16 protein-coding genes are annotated in these 17,784 nt (G+C 48.5%); 8 read left to right on the top strand and 8 right to left on the bottom strand.

Annotated elements, in window-relative coordinates; genetic code table 11:
• Window positions 1-30: 30 nt before the first annotated feature.
• Entirely contained in the window at window positions 31-1,701 is a 1,671-nt protein-coding gene (locus tag NST38_RS09810; RefSeq protein ID WP_076252319.1) for an ABC transporter substrate-binding protein, read from the bottom strand.
• Between the two features lie 171 nt (window positions 1,702-1,872).
• Here NST38_RS09810 and NST38_RS09805 point away from each other — a divergent pair, with 171 nt between their 5' ends.
• The 3 genes from NST38_RS09805 to NST38_RS09795 all read left to right on the top strand — a co-directional run bounded on the left by NST38_RS09805 (window position 1,873) and on the right by NST38_RS09795 (window position 3,136).
• The gene (locus NST38_RS09805; protein WP_026081169.1) at window positions 1,873-2,202 is read left to right on the top strand and encodes a YtrH family sporulation protein; all 330 of its coding nucleotides are present in this window, start codon (window positions 1,873-1,875) and stop codon (window positions 2,200-2,202) included.
• A 21-nt stretch (window positions 2,203-2,223) separates the two neighbouring features.
• Window positions 2,224-2,712: a hypothetical protein gene (locus tag NST38_RS09800; RefSeq protein WP_036609856.1), complete on the top strand. Its 489-nt coding sequence runs from the start codon at window positions 2,224-2,226 to the stop codon at window positions 2,710-2,712.
• Between the two features lie 82 nt (window positions 2,713-2,794).
• Window positions 2,795-3,136, top strand: coding sequence for a YtpI family protein (locus NST38_RS09795; protein WP_036669948.1), 342 nt, complete (start codon window positions 2,795-2,797; stop codon window positions 3,134-3,136).
• A gap of 148 nt (window positions 3,137-3,284) precedes the next feature.
• On the opposite strand, the gene NST38_RS09790 is transcribed toward NST38_RS09795, so the two are convergent.
• The 3 genes from NST38_RS09790 to NST38_RS09780 form a co-directional block, all read right to left on the bottom strand.
• Window positions 3,285-4,619: a DRTGG domain-containing protein gene (locus NST38_RS09790; RefSeq protein ID WP_036609860.1), complete on the bottom strand. Its 1,335-nt coding sequence runs from the start codon at window positions 4,617-4,619 to the stop codon at window positions 3,285-3,287.
• Between the two features lie 212 nt (window positions 4,620-4,831).
• A complete protein-coding gene (locus NST38_RS09785; protein WP_085981456.1) occupies window positions 4,832-5,116 on the bottom strand; it encodes a hypothetical protein in 285 nt (94 codons plus the stop codon).
• A gap of 196 nt (window positions 5,117-5,312) precedes the next feature.
• Window positions 5,313-5,660 carry a YlbF family regulator gene (locus NST38_RS09780; protein WP_036609862.1) on the bottom strand — a complete coding sequence of 116 codons (348 nt, stop codon included), beginning with the start codon at window positions 5,658-5,660 and terminating at the stop codon, window positions 5,313-5,315.
• A gap of 237 nt (window positions 5,661-5,897) precedes the next feature.
• Between NST38_RS09780 and NST38_RS09775 the strand changes: the two genes are divergently transcribed.
• The 5 genes from NST38_RS09775 to NST38_RS09755 are packed head-to-tail and all read left to right on the top strand — an operon-like array spanning window position 5,898 to window position 12,260.
• Window positions 5,898-7,265, top strand: a complete 1,368-nt coding sequence (locus NST38_RS09775) for a YheC/YheD family endospore coat-associated protein (RefSeq protein WP_036609865.1) — start codon at window positions 5,898-5,900, stop codon at window positions 7,263-7,265.
• Between the two features lie 50 nt (window positions 7,266-7,315).
• On the top strand, window positions 7,316-8,506 hold the full coding sequence (locus tag NST38_RS09770; RefSeq protein WP_076252321.1) for a YheC/YheD family endospore coat-associated protein: 1,191 nt from the start codon (window positions 7,316-7,318) through the stop codon (window positions 8,504-8,506).
• 60 nt (window positions 8,507-8,566) lie between these two features.
• Window positions 8,567-9,940 carry a YheC/YheD family endospore coat-associated protein gene (locus tag NST38_RS09765; protein ID WP_036609869.1) on the top strand — a complete coding sequence of 458 codons (1,374 nt, stop codon included), beginning with the start codon at window positions 8,567-8,569 and terminating at the stop codon, window positions 9,938-9,940.
• Window positions 9,940-11,046 (top strand): YheC/YheD family endospore coat-associated protein, encoded by a 1,107-nt coding sequence (locus NST38_RS09760; RefSeq protein ID WP_036609870.1) that lies wholly within the window; start codon window positions 9,940-9,942, stop codon window positions 11,044-11,046. Before NST38_RS09765 ends, NST38_RS09760 begins: the two co-directional genes overlap by 1 nt.
• Window positions 11,047-11,081: 35 nt before the next feature.
• Window positions 11,082-12,260, top strand: coding sequence for a YheC/YheD family endospore coat-associated protein (locus NST38_RS09755; RefSeq protein ID WP_143781262.1), 1,179 nt, complete (start codon window positions 11,082-11,084; stop codon window positions 12,258-12,260).
• A gap of 62 nt (window positions 12,261-12,322) precedes the next feature.
• Here NST38_RS09755 and NST38_RS09750 read toward each other — a convergent pair whose 3' ends face one another.
• The 4 genes from NST38_RS09750 to NST38_RS09735 all read right to left on the bottom strand — a co-directional run bounded on the left by NST38_RS09750 (window position 12,323) and on the right by NST38_RS09735 (window position 17,781).
• Window positions 12,323-14,245: an alginate lyase family protein gene (locus NST38_RS09750; protein WP_076252323.1), complete on the bottom strand. Its 1,923-nt coding sequence runs from the start codon at window positions 14,243-14,245 to the stop codon at window positions 12,323-12,325.
• Entirely contained in the window at window positions 14,242-14,577 is a 336-nt protein-coding gene (locus tag NST38_RS09745) for a cupin domain-containing protein (RefSeq protein ID WP_036669940.1), read from the bottom strand. The genes NST38_RS09750 and NST38_RS09745 overlap by 4 nt, the downstream gene beginning before the upstream one ends.
• 68 nt (window positions 14,578-14,645) lie before the next feature.
• Window positions 14,646-16,043 (bottom strand): ABC transporter substrate-binding protein, encoded by a 1,398-nt coding sequence (locus tag NST38_RS09740; protein ID WP_076252325.1) that lies wholly within the window; start codon window positions 16,041-16,043, stop codon window positions 14,646-14,648.
• A gap of 133 nt (window positions 16,044-16,176) precedes the next feature.
• The gene (locus NST38_RS09735; protein WP_076252327.1) at window positions 16,177-17,781 is read right to left on the bottom strand and encodes a helix-turn-helix domain-containing protein; all 1,605 of its coding nucleotides are present in this window, start codon (window positions 17,779-17,781) and stop codon (window positions 16,177-16,179) included.
• Window positions 17,782-17,784 lie beyond the last annotated feature (3 nt).

The following is a 17,784-nucleotide window of genomic DNA, read 5'->3' as shown; positions in this document are numbered from 1 at the left end:
CCGATTTGGATTTTTGCGAAGTCGGCAAGTTCAGGTCATACGTCTTATCAGTCTCTTCCTCTTCAAAAGATCTAACATCTCATGAATGGCATATTGAGTGGCAAGTGGGGAAAACGAGAAATTATACCACTCCGTATTGCTAAGCACATACACCCGATGATTCTGCACAGCCAGAAGCCGATCCCACATCGGGTGATCATAAAGATGAAGCCGGGCATCTACCCCATCCTCCATCTGAAGCAGAATATGATCAGGCTGAATTTCAGCGAGATGTTCAACGGCAACCAGCGTTCCCTCCCCAGAAAAAAGAGATGCCTTGGGCATGTTCAAATCCAGCTCCCGATACAGCATACTCCCCCTTGAAGACTGTTCCCCATAAAGCGTTATTCCCTCACGGGTCAGACGAATGTAGACGATAGTCTCATCAGGAATAAGCGTCTGTAACTGTTCTCTTGCCTGGTACAGCCCCTCATCAAAATTGCTGATCACTTGCAGCGCCTGTTTGCTTTTTCCTAATAATTCTCCCAGATCTCTTAGTTCCTCTCTCCAGTTGCTGCGCTCAGGCAGAAGCACCGTTGTTGCAATTCGGTTAAGTTGCTCATAATTCATGCTGTCCTGCCATGCGGACGCAATGATCAGATCGGGTTTCATCCTCCGAATCTCTTCCAGGTTGAGTACATGACTTCTCTCCCACTTGCGAACTTGCTTAAACGATTCTTTCAGGTAATGCGGAAATTCACAAAACGGCGCTTGGGCAGCTATTGGAGTCATCCCAAGTGTATATAACAGCTCAGGTGCAGTCATCGTGGTTCCTAAATATCGACGATTATGCAGATACAGACGGGGGGAACGTCCTACTTTTTGCTTGAATCTTCGGCTGAAATAATGCTCATCTTCATAACCGACCTTACGGGCAATCTCATAGACACTGTCTCCAGTAAGATTCAATAACTCCTTGGCCCGTTTCATGCGTAATTCGGTGATATAATCACTTGGATTTTGATTCGTGATTTCCCTGAACCTTACGGTGTACCATTTGCGGCTGACATTAGCCATCTGCGCCAGTTGCTGGACCGTGACAGGTTCGTCGTAATGTTCATCTAGGTAGTCAATCGTTCTTTGTACAGCCTGATCGGGCTGTTGCGAGTGAACTTCGGGTTCAGCTTCCCTTCTTATATGCTCGACCAATTTACATATCCATTGTTGAAAAAGAAGATGACACCACATTGGATCATGCAAGTCAGTATGTTGAAATGCCTCCACGATCTTCTTAATATCCTCCACAGCAGCATGTTGAAGAGCAACGAAGCTGCTTGGCTCAAGCTCGTGATCGTCCTCATCATTCTGCTTGTCCCATGGGTCTTCCGTGGGTGCCAGCTCCTGCGTCAGCCGAACCCTATGACATTGAATGATATAACAGACCAGTGGAGTTGAACCCCGGTTGACCATAAAGGGCGACTGCCCTTTTTCGATTAAAAGCAAGTCATGGGGACGAATGGATTGGATGCCCTCTTCCAGTTCAACCTCTCCATCGCCGCTAACTCCAAGAACCAACTCCACGCCAGATACGGCAGCAGACCTCACAGCTACACCTGTGCCGAAGTTATACTTTTCCCCTGCGAGCAAGCTGACCTGCACGGCATCTTTCAGCACCATGGTCCAGTCTCTGAATAACAATCCGTATTTCGTCTCCAAGTTCATATCTTTATCTCCCCTGCCAGACTGTGAGTAACTTTAATCGCTCGATACATTTTTATCGACATTCTATCATAACGTTTGGGGGCACGCCCATACAATAGAAGTACAAGCCGCTCCCCCTGTGACAGACCGAAGACAGGAGGTGTGCTGCTAGGTCTGAAAGGGGTGTTGCCAGTGAGCACATTTTTGTCCAAAGCCATTCTTGATTTCTTTATTGCGTTTGGAATCGTGCTGGGCGGCGCGATGATCGGAGGTATTGGAGCCGTGATCTCTCTTCAGCCTCCGACACAGACGATGCTCGATATTTCTGGAAAAATAAAGATATGGGCACTCGCAGCCGCTGTCGGCGGCACAATAGATCCCATGCGTGTCATCGAGAGCAATTTTCTGGATGGTAACCTGTCTCCGGCGGTCAAACAAATCCTGTATCTGATCTCTGCTTTTATGGGCGCGCATATGGGAACCGAGCTAGTGAAATGGGTGTGCGGCGGAGGCCGGAGCTAATATGAGACAGGAACAGCGTTCATGAGAGTTCCGCCATTTTCTCGTTACCGCCCGCTGATGCGAATGACCGCTGTGTTTGTTCTGGGAATGATCGCTGGATGTGTCGTCTACAACGGTGTATTTCACCTGAGTTACAATGCGTTGTGGCTGAACAATCAGGAGCTGCAGCTTCAGCTGCATCAGAATGAGGAGGATATCAAAACGCTGAAAAAATACAGTAAACGCCAAACCGTTATCAAGGAAATCAAAGTCCGTGCAGAAGAATCGGATAAGGGGCCAGACGAGGCTTCTCTGAAAGTGATGTTACAGAAGCTCGGAGACGAACTTGAGGTACTTCGGGGCAGAGATGTATTCAACATCGATGAATATAGCAAAATGACGCGAATCATGCTGAATCAGAAAGTGTACTCGGTCAGGGAAAAGGAGTACACCGTTCAGGTCAAAACGATGCTGGTTATGGAAGGGGTACTGCAAGTTTGGGTACAGATTCGCATGCACGTTCCTGCGTAACAGCAAAAAACTGCCCTTGTCTGCATCTCTGCATGGTACAATAAGGGCAGTAAATGCTTTCCAGAAAAGGAGCTGCGTCTTTGTGTTCATTGATGTACTCAAATATGCTCTAATCGCCATCTTTGCTGTTGCCATGGTTTTTGCAGCGTTGAACAGTATTCGTTCACACAGAAGTTCGGATGCTACCAGCGCCGGTCTGTACCGTTCGTGGACAAATATCTGGATGGGTGGCATGCTTGTTGTTCTTGCCCTGATCCTGATGTTTGTCTTCACGGGCTCCACTTTATCTGTGATTGTGGAAGCGCTATTTCTGATTATGGGTGCGTACAATGTATTTGCCGGAATACGTAACCGCAGTTATTATGCACGGCTTCAACAACGGTCCAGTAACGGATCAGGTACAACCTCCGGACAATCTGCATGATTCGTTGAAGCTATATCGTTGTGTCTGCAAAAAGAGAGTACTTCCCCTTCATTAAGCGAAGCCAGAACCGCGCGACAGCGCAACCCGGCAGAGCTTCTTGATCAGGGAGTACTCTCTTTGTTGTCTATGCCCGAGGCAACGTACCCTGCTAGGCATGGTCAATCGACTGCAATGTCATTACCGCTTTGCATACCACACTGCCTTCACGGGTAACCACAATGTCCATTTTGCACGTTCGACGACTGGTTTCCAGAATTAACGGTCGAACCAGGATCTGATCCTCAATCTGTACTGGTCGAACAAAATAAGTTGTTACATTATCCACCACGTGGTCGTTCCCTGTAACATCCCACGCTGCCCGCCGGCCAGCCTGGGTCATCACATTCAACAGAACACCTTCGGAGATCGTACCCAGATCCGTTGCCATCTGAGGAATGATGAATCCGTGAAATAACAGTTCGTTCTGTTCACCGCGCTCCTCGGCAAACCCGTTCCAGATCAGATGATCAAACGTCTCTCCCAGTTGTGGCTGCTTCTGTGCATCCCGCATGGCCTGAAGTACTTCCTTGCGTGTGACGGACGCAATCAGTTTGCGATTCCGATCCACGATTGGCAGAAAATCGATACCTTCCCAGGTCATAATCTGGGCAGCAGAAGCAAGAGATGTCTGCAATGAGGCCGTAATCGGGCGGCGTATCACACATTTCTCAATACTTTGATCTTCTTTCAGCTCACTGACATCCTTCAGACTCACAATCCCGATGACCCGGTTCCATTCATCCACGACCGGGAAGCGATGTTCACCCGTCTCTGAAACCAACATATGAAAATCTGCGGCTGAACTGGTCACCTTCAGCACCTGCAAGCGAGGTTTCTGACCAATGATATCCTCAACAAGCATAATTTTTTTCTTAATCAGCCGGTCGAAGATCGCACGGTTAATCATCGAAGCCACCGTGAATGTATCATGTCTGGATGAAATAATTGGTAGCCCAAGCTCGTCAGCCATAATTCTTACTTCACGACTTGTCCCGAAACCACCCGTAATCAACACGCCCGCTCCCTGTTCGAGGGCAAGCGAGTGAGCATCTTCACGGTTACCCACAATCAGCAGACTCCCAGCGTCAATATAACGGGCCATTGCCTGTTCCTTCATCGCGCCAATCACATACTTGTGTAGCGGTTTGGCGAGACCTTCGTTCCCCCCCAGCACATGGCCCTCCACAATGGTCACAACATCAGCAAAGGTCAACTGTTCTGACATGCCCCGAGGTCTCTTCTCGATCCGCACCGTTCCAATTCGTTCCTTGGTCACGACCAGCCCGAAGTTCTCCGCCTCTTTCACCGCACGATACGCTGTCCCTTCACTTACACCCAGCTCCCGCGCGAGTCCACGTACTGATATTTTGCTGCCAACCTTCAGTTGTTCAATATGTTGAAGTAACTGTTCATGCTTCGTGACGTTCTCTTCCTGTCCGTCCAACTGTACCACCCCCGAAGATGCATCTGTACTATACTGTATCTATTATAACACGGCTTTAGGAAAATAACCCCACCCCTACCCATTCTCACAGGCAAGTTCGCCATCTGAATTTAATCATTCCATTAACCTCTAATTCTGTATGTACCAAAAAAGACCGGGGCCCCTTTGTACCAAGGGATTCCGGTCTTCCATGTTGGATCTCATACTGTACCTTATACAGACTCGCTCCGCTCCTGCTTGTCCAGCAGTTTCATCTCCCACTGCCGCAGCTTCGCCCGGCGAACGGCTTCCAGTGCACGCTTCTTCTCTTCATCCACACCGAGAATAAAATGCAGATGTGCACCAACGATTAATAAGGAGAACAGCACCCATACGATGCCAAAAATATTAACCCAGTCCATTCCTCCAGCAAAGGAAATCCGCGGCAGTGCAATGACCAGCATCGACAACGCAATAAGCAGATAGATTACATGTTTTGCTTTTTTCAACCTCTTCACCATTCACAGCTCCTTCGTTCTTGATCGACTCTATATGTCTAGTCTATGAACGATAAGGAGCTAATATGAAAGGTTCAGGTAAAAAAACAAGACAAGCGTTTAGTACGTGTTCAAAAAGATCAGTTTTAAGTACCGAGAAGATGGAATGAAGCTAGGCATCCTTCGTAATCAAAAGTGGACTTTTTGAATTACCTTTTTACGCTTCAGCGCCACCGTACAGATGACCCAGGCTGTCAGCAATAATTTTATTCACGTCTTCAATGATGACACTGAGGCGACGCTCCGCATCAAACAAGCGACGGATATTCAGATTCAAACTCAGTACTTCAAACAGTTTCTCCATTTTCTCCATCTCATCCGGAGCTGGCATATCCCCGCTCATCATACGTTGTTGCAATTCCATTTGTTGATCACGGAAGTTATCCAGCATTGCTTTTGCATCCGGATCAGCTTCAATCAGCTTCATCGCGGAAGTAATCTCTTCCACCTCGCTGCTTTCTCTCAGTGCTTTGGCCAAATCATTGGCTTTGTCATAAATGTTCACTATTATTCCTCCTCAGATTGGTTTGTTCATCCGTGTTAATACACGCTTTTCTCTCCTGTCAAACAAGGGCGCTCTGAAACAGGCCATCCATAACCTGCCTCGAAATCAAATGCATTTAATCCATATGGGTCAATCACCAAGGGTTATATGTCCTCATATGATGAAGCACATGCCATGTTCAGATGCCGTTCAACTTCGAGATCAGACATCAAGTTGCCGCCCGGAAGGAGATCCGTGATGTCCACTAAAAAAGTAACGATTCAGGTTACCGGCTCGGGCATCCTGCAGGACGACGTCATCATGCTGGGCGAAGGGGTGCTTAAGGCGCTTAAAATCCCTTCAGGAAGGCCGCTTCAGTTGCAATTTGGCTCTTTCCGCCGCGAAGTCACTGTTATTCCGGTACCAAGGTATGACGGGCTGCGCATCAATCAGACAGTTGCCAGCAAGACCGGTCTCGTTCCACGTTCGGTCCTGAGGGTATCCTATCGTTCAGCCAGCCGTACGCTTCGCCTTGGACCCTACATCAGTGTACTGGTTAGCCAGGACTATCCCGATCAGCCCGATCGGCCCTTTGGCTCCATCACGATGTTCTGTCAAGAACTGGTGAACGCCTGCCGTAAGCAAGGCGCCTATGTATCCTTTTTCACACCGGAGGATATTGGAGCGGTAACGGGTTATATGAAAGGCTGGGTGTATGATGACGGCTGGAAAAAGACTGTTCTGCCTGTAGCAGACGTCGTCAATAACCGGCTAACGTCCCGCAAGCTTGAGAACAAACCTAGCGTACAGCATTTTATGAAAGAAGTAAAATCGCTCTACGGCACGCAAACCTTCAATGAAAAGTTTCTGGACAAAAACGAAGTGTTTGACGCACTCAAGTCCATTTCAACGCTTAAACGAGTTCTTCCCGAGTCTCATTTGCTCAAGACGTCTGCCATGCTCAAGACGATGTGCAACCGACATCCGGTTGTATTTCTGAAGCCCGTCCGCGGTTCTTTGGGCAAAGGGATCATCCGGGTCTCACGTCAGATTGACGGAAGCTTCCTGACTCTGGCGACTGGCGTCGGGGGGACCCGGAAACAAACGTATACTTCTCTGGATAAACTGTATGCCAGTATGTCTGGGAAAATGAAAACAACGCGTTATCAGATCCAACAAGGGCTGACTCTCATTGACAACAGTGGCAGACCCGTGGATTTCCGTGCGCTCGTGCAAAAAAACCGTACAGGTAAATGGAGTGTAACCTCCATCGTCGCCCGGATTGCGGGCGGGAGTCACTACGTATCCAATCTGGCACGGGGTGGAAGTCTCAGCACCGTCAAGGATGCTGTTGCCAAAACACAGTTGTCTGGATCAGCCAAAGCTTCCGCGTATGCAGGATTGCATACCGCAGCACTGGATATCGCTAAAGGAATCGAGAGTGCCATCCCTGCTCATTTTGGTGAACTTGGTATTGATCTGGCCTTGGACACCACTGGGCGCGTATGGCTGCTCGAAGTCAACTCCAAACCATCCAAGAATGATAATACACCACTGAGTGAGAGCAAGATCCGCCCTTCCGTCAAAGCCATGCTCGAATATTCTACGTACCTGGCGGGTTTTTGAAAAGTTATTCCCTATTGGAAACAAATCTGATAGAGGAGAGGTGCAGCGTAATGTTTCCAACATCTCAGACCAAGACACTGGCCATTCTGGTACGTGCAACCGAAGGCTCACCTCCCTTTACGGATGAACTTTTCTGCCGTCGTCTCAGTTTGGGGAGCATGAAATACGCCCTTCAGATTATTGTGATCCCGATATCGAATGATGCAGTCCATCTCCCTCTTCAATGGGGATATGTCTATCATCAAGGGAAGTGGAATTCGGTACCTGTTCCTGCAGTCGATCTCATTATGGATCGTTGTCTTCGCCCTATCTCCAGGTACGTCAGACAACAGCTTAAGGAATGGATACCAACCAACGGCACAGATCAACACCGTTATTGGTCTGCTTCCCTTCCAGGAAAATGGGAGGTACATCGTGTGTTGTCCCGAAATCCTGAATTGAGGTCACAACTTGCTCCCACAACCCGGATCGGATCGCATATTCCTTGGGAAACATGGCTGGACCGTTGGCCCAAAGGACTGTTCTTCAAACCGGTATCCGGGACTCATGGCAAAAATACCTTTCGCCTGTCTCGGGGAACGACTCCATCAACATGGATCGTGGAGGGCCGTAACGAGGACAATGAAACCTTTTTTCTTACATTCAACCATACCCAGGCTGTATCTTCCTGGCTAGCATTACATCAGGCTGAACGTAAGATGATCGTGCAGCCATATCTGGAGCTTAGCCATCATGGAAGAGCATTCGACATACGGGCTCTAATGCAAAAGAATGGGCAAGGTCGCTGGACGCTTACCGGATGTATGGTACGGGAAGGACCCGAAGGTTCACTCACGTCCAATCTTCACGGTGGGGGTAAAGCATATCCTGCCCACGCATATCTGCTCCAGCGATATGGAACGATCCGCACGGAAACTCTGCTGAAGAGCATCCGGCAGACTGCTACTCTTATCCCCACCCTGCTGGAAAGCCGTTTCGGCAGGTTAGCCGAATTGGGGCTTGATTTCGGAGCAGATGCAGAGGGCCAACTCTGGCTAATTGAAGTCAACTCCAAACCAGGCCGCACCTCATTTGCAGAAGCGGGCGACCGACGCATGCATACCCTGACTTATACCCGGCCGCTTGCCTATGCCCGTTATCTGTTGCAACAACATGTTCTCACGGACGTCTTTCGTCCAATGAAATTGCCGAATACATCCAGCAAAGCTGGCCTGAAACCCATCCCGATTCACGGCGGCTGAGGCCCGCAGCGCCCGCTTGCCATGGAGCCCAAGGATCTTTTCAGGATAGGAGGATAAATCATGAGTTTGACCTTTTGCAATCTGCATTTCACCAAGCAACCGGATAAAGTGGTTTATGTATCCAACGCTTTAATGAAGAGCCTCAACCTGTCCGGCAAAAAAACGGTGCACCTTCGCTTCGGGCGTGACCGGGTACCTGCAACGATCAAACCAATCAAAAAAGCAGGTAAACATCTGTATCTCGCTTCAGGTATCCGTAATATGATGAACGTTCCCAAACGGGGCAGTATTTATCTCCGGAATTTGCAAAATGATGAGGTCCAGTTAGGTCCACTGATCGGCGTACTCTCTGATGGGCCTGCGACGAGCACGAATCCATTCGGTTCCCGTACTGGTTTCATCAAACAGTTACTCCGTGAAGGCAGCCGTAAATCCTACATTTACGCATTTACTCCTCGGGATATCAATTGGCAGAATGAGACGGTATCCGGTTTTTTCCTGAATGATAACGGAAGCTTTACCCGCAGAACGGTACCTCTGCCCGATGTTGTCTACAACCGGTTACCAAGCCGTCGTTCAGACTTCTCACCAGCAATCAACCAGCTGCGGGAACGATTTGTTCGCCGAAAAATTCCGTTCTTCAACTGGAGCTTCTTCAACAAATCGGATATCTATACGTTGCTGGAGAACGAGCCGGCAGCAGGACGGTATATCCCTGAATCGATTACCAATCCTTCCGTTGAACAGATGAAGGAAATGTTGGAACGCCATCAGTTCGTCTACTATAAGCCTACTGCAGGAAGTCTGGGGAACGGGATCTACCGCCTGACTTATTCGCCCAAACGTGGATATTTCGCACGTTATCGCAAAAAAGGCGGTAATGCACTCCTGCGTTTTGGGTCCTTCAACAGTCTGATGCGCATGCTTCAGGGAAGACATGGCAAACAGCTACGCGGATATGTAGTTCAGCAGGGAATACGTCTAATTGAGATTGATGAATGTCCAATTGATTTCCGTTTTCACATGCACAAAAATGGTAACAATCAATGGGTTGTTGTCGGAATTGGAGCCAAAAAGGCAGGACGTGGCAGCGTCACAACACACATCAAAAATGGCGGCTCCCTAATGACTCCTGAGCAGGCGCTCAGTCGCAACTTCGGCGATCGTGCGGGAGAAGTTCTTCAGCATGCCAAATCCGTCGCTATTACACTGGCCCAGGCGATTGAAACCCAGCACCAGCATCTGATTGGTGAGATTGGCTTTGATCTGGGCATTGATCAGGAGGAACATGTATGGATGTTCGAAGCGAACGCCAAACCCGGGCGCTCCATTTTCCGTCACCCTTCACTCCGGGTGGAGGGCAAATCGTCGGTGGAGCACATCTTGGAACACTGCCTGTATTTGAGCAAGTTCCGGAAGAAGGAAGAGATTTGATGACCCTTCATGATGATTTCAAACCTGTCATTGCTGTTTTGACCATGCATGATAAACAGCGTATGTTCAGGGGAAATCATCAAAATTTTCAGGATATCTTACAGACAGGCGAGAGCATGGGATACGTGGTGTACATTGTAACTGTACGGGATCTGAACGTGAGTGGCCCCACCGTGAAAGGATATACGTACAACAAGGGGAGTGGAAAGTGGGTTTCACAACCTTTCCCCCTTCCCCATGTTCTGTACAATCGTATTCCCAACCGGGAAGACGAAGGAAAACCTTCCGTGCAGCGTAAAATTGACGAATGCATGCAATCAGGAATCGAACTGTATAACCCATTCTTTTTCAACAAATGGGATCTGTTCGAATGGCTCAGGAAATCCAAATCGACTCAGCAACTGATCCCTTATACTCGGCGGATGCGAAGTGCTTCTTCTCTGGGTGCCGTTCTACGGACGTATCCCTATCTGTACCTTAAGCCCGAGAGCGGCAAAGCTGGTAAAGGAATCATGATGCTTAAATTTCAGGAAAAAGAACGGCTTCCCTATCGTCTCAAAATACAAACCACACGTAGAAGCACGACCTATAAAGCATCTACACTTGCCAAGTTATGGGCACGAATTCGCAAAGAAACCGGACATACGCCCTATATCATGCAACAAGGCATTGAACTGGCATCCTCTCGTAAACGCCCCTTCGATTTGCGTGTTCTTGTACAAAAGAACACCAAGGGCCAATGGAGCGTAACCGGTGTAGGAGCGAGACTTGCTGGCTCCCGTAGCATTACAACTCATGTGCCGCGCGGCGGGAGCGTAGAAGACCCTGAGAAGCTGCTGACCGAGCTTTTTGGCGAAGAAATGTCAACAACCCTGATGAAACGTGTGAAATCCACTTCATTAATGATCGCAAGACAGGTAGAACGGGGATCAGGTTACACGCTCGGAGAAATGTCCATGGATCTGGGCATTGATGACCTGGGGGAACTCTGGTTCTTCGAAGCCAATGCAAAGCCCATGAAGTTTGATGAACCACAGATCAGACGGCGGTCATTGGAACGTATATTTCACTACAGCGCTTATCTTGCCCGTCAGTCCAAACGATGATAGACAGGAATACTGCAAAAAGAAGGTGATTGTTTGTGTCCTCACCTGTTCTGGGCATTATGACGTTGTACTTAAATGAACATCGCGCTCTTGAAGAACGAAGCGTTTATCGCAGAATGATTCTTGAAGGGCGCAAGCGGGGACTCGATATCTATGTATTCACACCAGCCGACGTACACCCCGGCGGCAAACAAATTGAAGCCATGGTTTTTCATGAAGGAAAAGGCTGGTCCAGGGAGTGGCGATCATTCCCGGACCTGATCTTTGATCGTTGCCGGATTCAGCGTAACCGAAGGTTCCAGCAATTGCTTGCTTTTCGTGAGAAATATGGGCATCTGCTCTTTCTGAACAGGCCACTGCGCAATAAATGGACCATCCACCAGACCCTTTTGCAAAAAGCCAACTTTCGTGAACACCTGCCGGAAACCGCTCTATTTCAGGATATGTCCGATGTAAACCGGATGCTTAAAGTTTCTTCTCTGGTCTATCTCAAACCCATTAATGGAACAGGCGGACGTGGTATTCTGCGCATTGAACGCAGCAGTAGCGAGGCTAATACAGTGCTTGTTCAAGGGCGGGATCAGAAGCGTCGTATCATCACTCCACGTAAAGTTCATTTATCACGACTTGGCGCGTTGCTCCAGCACTGGAACATGAAAGACAAGTATCTTGTACAAAAGGGCATTCAACTTCAGCTTCCGAATGGACGTGTGCATGATTATCGCATGCTCGTTCAGAAGAACGGAGAAGGACAATGGGAGCTTACTGGATGTGCCGGACGCATGGGTGCAGAAAAAAGCGTGACCTCCAATCTGCATGGCGGCGGTCAGGCAATAGCGATGGACCGACTCATGAAGCAATGGATCGAAGATGACGACCTCCGGGCAGAAATTAACACAACTGCAGAGAAATTCGGCATTGATGTTGCTTCGTTTCTGGAAGATACGTATGGGGACCTATGTGAGTTGGCACTGGATTTGGCGATTGACAGAAGCGGGCGTATCTACCTGCTTGAAGTTAACCCCAAACCTGCACGTGAAGTATTCGCTCGCATCGGGGAGCGGGATATCTATTATAAAGCCATCACTCAGCCGCTGGAGTATGCCTTATGGGTATATCGCAACAGACCTCCCGGAACGGCCAGAAAGCCAGCCAGTCCCAAGCCCGTTACGCAAAAATCACCCAGAGTAAAAAGAAAAAATAAAGCCAAGTGAGTGAAGAAAAAGCAGGAGTCTATGTTCGCCAAGTGCGAGCATCTGCTCCTGCTTCACTGTTTTTATTTCTGTTCTTTCGACCATTGCAGCGTGTCGTTGTCAATCACAATATACCCTTTTTCCTCACCTTGCACATAAGATAATGCCAATCTCATCAGGTCAGGTTCCAGTTGGCATGTGGTTACACGTGTAACCTGGTCTGTATGATCCGCGGGGAGGCACAACGTCAGAATACCCACTTTACCCGAGAAATCAGTCTTGCCCTGGATGACCGATGTTTCCGACTTGGAACCATACACCTCAGATACCCAGCCGGGCTGCTCCGTCAACGCGAAGGCTCCCTTCCCGATGCCTGCCGTAACCCATTGCATCGTCAGCGTTATGGAAGATGCCTCATAGCTCATATCCGCCGTCATTTCTCCAGCTTCATTCATTCTCAACGCAATATCCGCTTGCGGATGCAGGTGAAAACGTTGCTCCAGAGTATGCTCTGCTTCTGCCTCCAGCCAATCCACAATTAATAGTATAGGGATCTCCACCCCTGCCAGCATCCACCGACGATGTGTAACTGGATCTGGCAAATGTGTATATCCATCCTGTGAAGCATCAATGAAGTGATAGGTGTCATTGCTCTCCCAACGTAACGTTGTGGCCTGAGCCTCCGGTTCACCCCATTGCTGTGTGGAGAGATAAGGTGTCTGATCCAGACCATCCACCGTGACGGTATTGTGTGCCCGCGTACTTTTGAAATACCGACGCCATTTCCCTTCTTCATACGTATAACGTCCGGTGTCCGTGAAGAAAAGCTGGTTCTTCCACATCCACTCCACATTCAGCGCATCCGCATGTCCGTGTGCTCCGCCCATGGCAGCCGCATCAAAAAAAAGATATTGATACTTGTCCCTCATGACATAATATCCTGTCTGCGGAAAGGCTCGGCTCGACAACACCGGAGAAGAAGAAGCCTGTAGTCTGAGGCATCGCTCATATTTTTCTACACCCAGCAACCAGAGACACTCCGAGCTATCCGTTCCGCGAGCCATCAAATCATCATCGTCCAGGATTGCTCCAAGCAGGGTCAGTCGTTGTCGTCCATCGCCAACCCAATCCGAATCACCAATACCGGTAGACTGATGATCTGGTCGGATCAGCGCCTCAGTAAATGCGGCCATTTGGCGTAGACAGCGGGCATACCATGCCGAGAAAGGATGTCCTGATATCTCGCCCAACCGATAAGGGGTGCCAAACATTTCGATGCTGGCATTGTGGTAATGTGTTGTCAGTTCAACCTGTATTCCCTCTTCACCCAACTGATGCAGCAAACACAGCTCAAGACGTTCCATCGCCACTTGACGCCAGTATGGACTTCGCGGGTGCTGGTGGTAGAACGTAGCGATCATGAACAACCCTTGCATATGCATAATGGCATGATTGATTTCCGTGCTGCCGAGGTAACGGGTCAAAAACTCGGCGTGCTCGTCCAGACCTTGTCGAAACTCCGCCTGAAAGCCTTCGTCTATCAGTGAACTCGCTTCCATATATTTATATGCCGATATCCAGGACTGCACACGTAGTCCCGTCTCCAGCAGGCGCCACGGACCGGGTTTTTGAAAGAACACAGCCTCGTCGTAAACCAGATTTACAGGTACCGGGTTTTGCTGTCTCCAGCTACGGAAGTGGTCAATAAATGCTGTTACATATAGCGGATTGCCCTTCATCAGATACGCCTTGCCCAGATCGAGCATATGCCAGTGTCGATTGATGCCCCATGTGAACTCCAGATCATTGGTCGGGTTGTGAAGCCAGTCCAAGGGTGTCCCCATCGGAATCCAGCGATTCAGATCGTTGGTATAAGGAACGATAAATTCATTCAGGATGGCACGATTGGCAATCGTGAGCGAATTTCGGGCTTCTTCCGGAAAATGTTTTTCATAATATTGGGCAGCCCGTTGCAGGTCCGTTGCCGAAAGGTAAAAATCGCTCATTGGGACGCCTCAAGAAAATCCTGACGGAACGGGGTAAACACATCCAGAATGACGGAGTCCTCCAGTGCCTTAACCCCATGCGGGACGTTAAAACCGGCATAAAAGCTGTCCCCTGCTTTTAAGATGCGAGTTTCTTCACCGACCTGAACCTCAAAGCTACCTTTGACGATATAACTGACCTGCTCGTGCGCATCATGGGAGTGAACTTCTCCAATACCACCTTTAGCAAAGGTAACCTCCACCATCATTAATGTACCGCCCATACCCAAGATCTTGCGGGAACTCGTTTCGTTCACGATATGTGCATCGATAGACGCATGATTAATAATCATTTTGCTTTTCCCCTTTCCTTGTGAATAAGCGACCGAAGTAGTTAAACCACGGCCGCTATGAACGTTTATTAGTCTTCTGTGGACAATTTACCCTGAAGTTTGGAAGAATCAAACGAAGGATCAGCAGTTATGTTGGTCAGCCCTGCCGCTTTGGTTTTCTCCAGAGCTGCATTATACCTTGTATCCAGATCCTTGATCACAGCATCGAGATCGCCACCCGTGAATACAAAGATTGAAAAAGCCTCACCCCATTTGGTGCCTTCCAGTGAACTCTCGGTCACCACACTTGGATTTGCCGGGAAAATGGCATCATATCGTTTGGGCAGGAAACCTTCAATGCCCGGAATGCTTGGTTTTTTGTCAGAGCTTAGTACAGCAGGAATCAGTGAGATTCCGTATCCTTTTTCGTAATACTCACTCTGAAGATCTGTGCTGTACACATACGCCATAAACTTCCATGCCGCTTCCTTGTTGGCAGAATCTGCATTGATGCCGATGTAGGAGCCCCCGATGACTTGTGAAGCGCCCTTGATCGTTCCATCATTAGTTGGTACAGGAGCGGCTGCCCAATTTTCTTTTGTAGGAAACTGATCTTTATATACACCTGGTTCACCGGAGTGGTTAATGTACATTCCGATTTTGCCTTGAGCAAACTGGGCTCTGAGTGGATCGATGTCCAGACTTTCAACCCCTGGCAGCATGCTGCCATCCTGATTCATCTGACGAAGCGCCATTGCGATATCCTTGTACATCCCAAAATCAAATTGACCAGTCTTGTAGTTGTAACCATCAATACCAACATTATTGCTTGCACCTGCAATCGTATTGGCTGCTCTCCAGAAGCCGCTGCTGCTCTTGAATGGGCTGGCAAAGCCATAGATGCCTTCACTTTTACCAACTTCGGTAATTTTTTTGGCATCCGCTACCATCTCAGCCAACGTTTTTGGCGGACTCTCGATCCCTGCCTTTTTGAAAATATCTTTGTTATACACAAGCCGCCAGACCTGCCCTGTATTGGGGAGGGAATATATTTTTCCATCAATCGTGTTTTTATTTTCAATCAAGCTGTCTTTAAACACGGCCTTCATCTCATCACTCATGTATCCATCGATCGGGGCGAGATACCCCTTCTGATAATACGTCTGAAAATCATTAACTTGCAGCACATCGGGTGCCTGCTTGCTGGCAAAAGCAATATCGACCGCCTGTGGATAGTTGTCCCCCATCACGGTCATCTCCACTTCAATGTTGTCCTTGTTCGTCCGGTTGAACTCATCGATCTTGGATTTCATAAAATCAGCATCATGGCGGTCCGGTGTCCAATATATGATTTTGGTTTTCCCTCCGGCATTCTCCCCGCTGGTCCCCGATTCGCTATTTGCCGAAGTACCACTGTCAGCAGAACAACCTGCCAAACTTAGCGCCAGCAATGCACTTAGCGTAGTCACCATCCACTTTTTAACCATTGATATGCCCCCTTATGCTTGTCTGGACAACCCGTTTGGTTATCCGTTAACGTAATGATAATCGCTACGCTTTCATGGAGGTGAGGGACATTCTGACTTTGCATGGTGGGAAAAATGACGATCCGTATCGGTTTCAATTCTCATACATTTGCCTGAAGCAGGTTGGCGTCATGCCGCAATATTTCTTGAACAAACCGCTGAAATACGGCCTGTCCTCATAACCCAGCCTCTGGCAGATCTCTTGCACCTGTACACCTGCAACCAGCAATTCTTTGGCCTTTTCCATCCTCATCTTAGTAATATATTGAATCAGCGTTATGCCCGTTTCCTTTTTGAAGGCATTGGCAAAGTAACTCGGACTTAAATGTACGGATTGGGCACAGGCATGCAGCGTCAGATTTTCTGCAAGATTCAAACTGATATATTCCTGCGCCTTGCTAATCGCCTGTTTGACATCGGTGAGTCGTTTTTTGTCCATAATCTCGCAACCCATACTGCTAAAATGTTTGATATATCCCCTCCAGCCCTCAAACGTCAAGGAGCGCATCGCCTCAAGCACTGTCAGGTCGGCCTCCAGACGCAAGCGTTCCTCTGCTGTAATCTCATCACAAAAGGCACGGTAGATGGCAAAAGCAAGTCCAGACAGCAAACGAATCATCGTGAGTGGCTCGGGAAAACCTTCGGAAACCTGCCATTCTTCGAGAATTTCATCAATGATGCGGTGACAGGTGCTCTCATTACCACATTTCAGTGCATAAAAGAGCTCTTTCTCCTTCTCCAGAGGATATATCGGAGCCACACAGGCCTGATTTTCCAGTTCAGTATACTGGAGGATGCAATTTCCTTCACTGTAAAAACGATAGGATATCGCCTGATCTGCATGTGCGTAGGACGTCCAGATCTCCTGTGGTCTGCGGGCAATCGTACCCACACCAATCGAGACTGTTTTTTTGCTGAATCGCTCCACATTTTGGCGGCATTGCTCCAGTAGCTCGGAGACGTCGATCTGGCTTGTTGTGTTCAATATAGCTGCAAGCCGGTATCGGTTTTCCCGTAAAACAACGCCTTTGGTATAACGATTTATGGTTTCTCCAACAATATTTTGAACCGCAAAAGGAACGATTTCGGCATCCAGATGCATCGTGTATCCATATCGCGTATAACCATCCACCTCGATAACCATGACGATAAGATTGGAGGAATCGAGATCAATATGCAGCTCGTTCCAGCGACTTTCATTCAGGAATCCCCCGACTTCATGACGCAACAAGCCCAGTAGATAGCTGTGACGCTCGTACTGGCTGCTGCTCTCCACCTTCTGCTCCAACTGTTCCAACTGTTTGCACTGTGCCTGTTCTTCCTTAATCACCTGTCTTACCTTCAACACCGCACCGAGTATTTCTTCAGGGGTAAACGGTTTGAGTAAATAATCGGATGCACCCATCTTGATGGCTTCCTGTGCATATTGAAAATCCGAATAACCACTGATGAAAATAAATCTGGCTCGCAGTCCGGCATCCAATGCCCGCTTCATTAGCTCCAGCCCGCTCAACTTGGGCATCCTGATATCACTAATCACGATGTCGGGTTGCTGCTCCAGCAACAAGGACCAACCGCGCTCTCCATTACTCGCCGTGCCTACAATCCGAACCTGATGATCTTCCCACGGAATAGTTGAAGATATGCCCTTTACAACTGCCTGGATATCATCCATAACACACATCGTCAATTGGCCCATACT

The sequence above is a fragment of the Paenibacillus sp. FSL H8-0104 genome, assembly GCF_038050215.1.
Taxonomy (GTDB): Bacteria; Bacillota; Bacilli; order Paenibacillales; family Paenibacillaceae; genus Paenibacillus; species Paenibacillus amylolyticus.
Note: the sequence above shows the minus strand (reverse complement) of the source record. Positions and strands in the feature narration are given on the sequence as shown.